The sequence below is a fragment of the Zoogloea sp. genome, assembly GCF_041904905.1.
Lineage (GTDB): Bacteria > Pseudomonadota > Gammaproteobacteria > Burkholderiales > Rhodocyclaceae > Zoogloea.
Genome location: NZ_JAYRMI010000135.1, coordinates 1 through 2,091 on the forward strand (window position 1 = coordinate 1; position 2,091 = coordinate 2,091).

At 67.5% G+C, this 2,091-nt stretch carries 3 protein-coding genes and 2 pseudogenes; all 5 read right to left on the reverse strand.

Translation table 11 applies throughout. The annotated features are described in order from the left end of the window. Positions 1 to 365, reverse strand: a pseudogene (locus ACE3N6_RS19170) (type-F conjugative transfer system protein TraW); the annotation flags it as partial. Beyond that, entirely contained in the window at positions 362 to 739 is a 378-nt protein-coding gene (locus ACE3N6_RS19175) for a hypothetical protein (protein ID WP_374247418.1), read from the reverse strand. The pseudogene ACE3N6_RS19170 and the gene ACE3N6_RS19175, both read right to left, overlap by 4 nt. 10 nt (positions 740 to 749) lie before the next feature. After that, positions 750 to 1,346, reverse strand: a complete 597-nt coding sequence (gene traF, locus ACE3N6_RS19180) for a conjugative transfer signal peptidase TraF (RefSeq protein ID WP_374247419.1) — start codon at positions 1,344 to 1,346, stop codon at positions 750 to 752. Continuing rightward, positions 1,343 to 1,711 carry a hypothetical protein gene (locus tag ACE3N6_RS19185; RefSeq protein WP_374247420.1) on the reverse strand — a complete coding sequence of 123 codons (369 nt, stop codon included), beginning with the start codon at positions 1,709 to 1,711 and terminating at the stop codon, positions 1,343 to 1,345. Before ACE3N6_RS19185 ends, traF begins: the two co-directional genes overlap by 4 nt. Then, positions 1,708 to 2,091, reverse strand: a pseudogene (locus tag ACE3N6_RS19190) (type IV secretion system protein TraC); the annotation flags it as partial. The pseudogene ACE3N6_RS19190 and the gene ACE3N6_RS19185, both read right to left, overlap by 4 nt.

Consider the following 2,091-nt stretch of genomic DNA (forward strand, 5'->3'; position numbering starts at 1 on the left):
TCCAGCGGGTTCTTGCGCGTGCCGGCGGCAAACAGCAATTCGCCCTGGGGGCCGAGGATGTTGCGATCCAGACTGAAGCTCGGATCGAAGTAGAAGGTCCGCACCGTGTTGGTCGGCCGCAGGCCGGTGACCGGCGGCGGATTCTTCACGGTCGCGATGCCCCGCTTCCGGGCTTCTGCTTCCAGGCGCCCGAGTTCGCCGCTACGTTCCTTCTGGCGCAGGCGCTGCTCGATCATCTGGAGCAGATGGGGTTCGCTGATCTCGTAGGTCGGCCCGATGACGCCCAGATCCATGGCACGCGCGCCGCCTGCCGCGCCCAACATCAGACCGAGCACCAGGGGAGCGGATACGATGCAGCGTTTCATCGTGCCCCCCTGGCCGGGCAACGGATCTGTCCGGCGAGTCGTTCGCGGGCGGCGGTATCGCGCAGGTGGCTGGCACGGATCAGTCCCATCAGCACCGGATCGCCGTCACCGTCCGACATCGCTTGGCGCAACTCGGTCGCGGTGAGTGTCCGGCCGCAATGCCGCTCGAAGGCCGCGAGGTAGTCCTTGGCCCCCGCCTCGGCGGCGGGGGCGATTTGCCGCAGGAGGCCGAGATAGTCGGCCAGCGGCATGTCATTGATCCCTGGCGGCGTCGGCGTCCCGTGGATCGGCCCGCGGGCCGGATTGGACTGGCCCCGGGCGGCCGGCTGGGTCAAGAGGCCGAGCAGTGCGAGGAATACAAGGGCCTTGGTCATGGCGCGCCTTTCAATACAGCGGAACCACGACACCGACCACCTGCTCGGCCCGTACCAGGCCGCTGTCCTGGTAACGCGAGTCGAAGGAGTCGGGGCTGGTGCCCTGCACGTAGTAGTGCCCGGGCGGGATGACGGTGGGCGTAATCGGGTCCAGCGGACTATGGTCGTAGGCCTGCAGCTTGGCCACGCCGACCTCCTCGCCGTTGATCGCCACGTGCCGACCGGCGACGGTCACGGCATCGCCGGGCAAGCCCCGCACGATCTTGAAGAAGGGCTGGCCGCGCAGCCCCGGGTAACGCGCCTTCGCCTCACCATCGAACGAGAAGACGATGAAGTCGCCACGCCGCAGGGGGTGGGGGCCATGCACCAGCCAGGCGATGCGATACGGCAGGCTCGGCGTCCAGTTGAAGAGCACGGGCAGCCGCGGCGTCGCATCGATGAAGAGCCGGGCATAGGCCAAGCCCCAGATCGCGAAGATCGGCAGGTAGAGAACCCAGCGCCGGCGCACATGGCGCAGGAAATCGGCAAAATGCTTGACGACCCGCCGTCCTCTGCCGGGGTTCGACGCGGCACGCGGTAGCGCCTGTTGGACCGGATCGGCGTTCATGGCGTGGCCACCTTTCTGCGCAGCTGCGCCGTCAGGTCGACGGTGTTCGGCGTCGGTCCGGCCACGGCGGTCCTGAGGATCACCAGGCAGTTGCATTCCCGCGGCAACTCATCGAGGGCGAGCGGCAGGCGCTGGGCGAAGGCCCGGGCCATGACGAGCGCCTTCTGGCGGTCTTCCTCCGTGTTGCTCTTGGTAAGGATCTGGGTGAACTCGGCTTCCTTGGCGCGGTACACCTCGGCCAGATCGACCACGCCGATGACCAGAGCCGGCCGCAGCACCCAGCGGTCGTAGGCCGCGAGGGCGGCGGCCACCATGAACAGGGTGACCAGGCTCTGGGCCAGCCATTGGAGAACGGTCGTCTTCATACCGCGTGCCCCCGACGCCGCAGCAGTTCGCTGATCGCCTCGTCGATGGACAGGCCCTGGGCGCGCAATTCGTCGATCGGCGCGTTGTCTTCCAGCTTGTTGGAGAAGAGCAGGTGGGTGGCCGGATCGAGGATGTTGCGGGCGACGCCCTCGCCGACGGGGGAAGAGATGTACACCTCGGAGAAGACGCCGGCCTCGGTGCGCAGCGAGTTCAACAGCCGCTTCTTCGGCTCGTCCATGGTGAGCCGGCCCTTGCGGTCGAGCATTTCGATGGATTCCGGCTTCTGCCGCAGCAGGAAGACCCAGTCCGAGCAGTTGAAGGCCGCTTCCATCTGCGCCGAGCCGTAGTAGTCGTCGGCGCTCTGGGTCGCGGTGCCCAG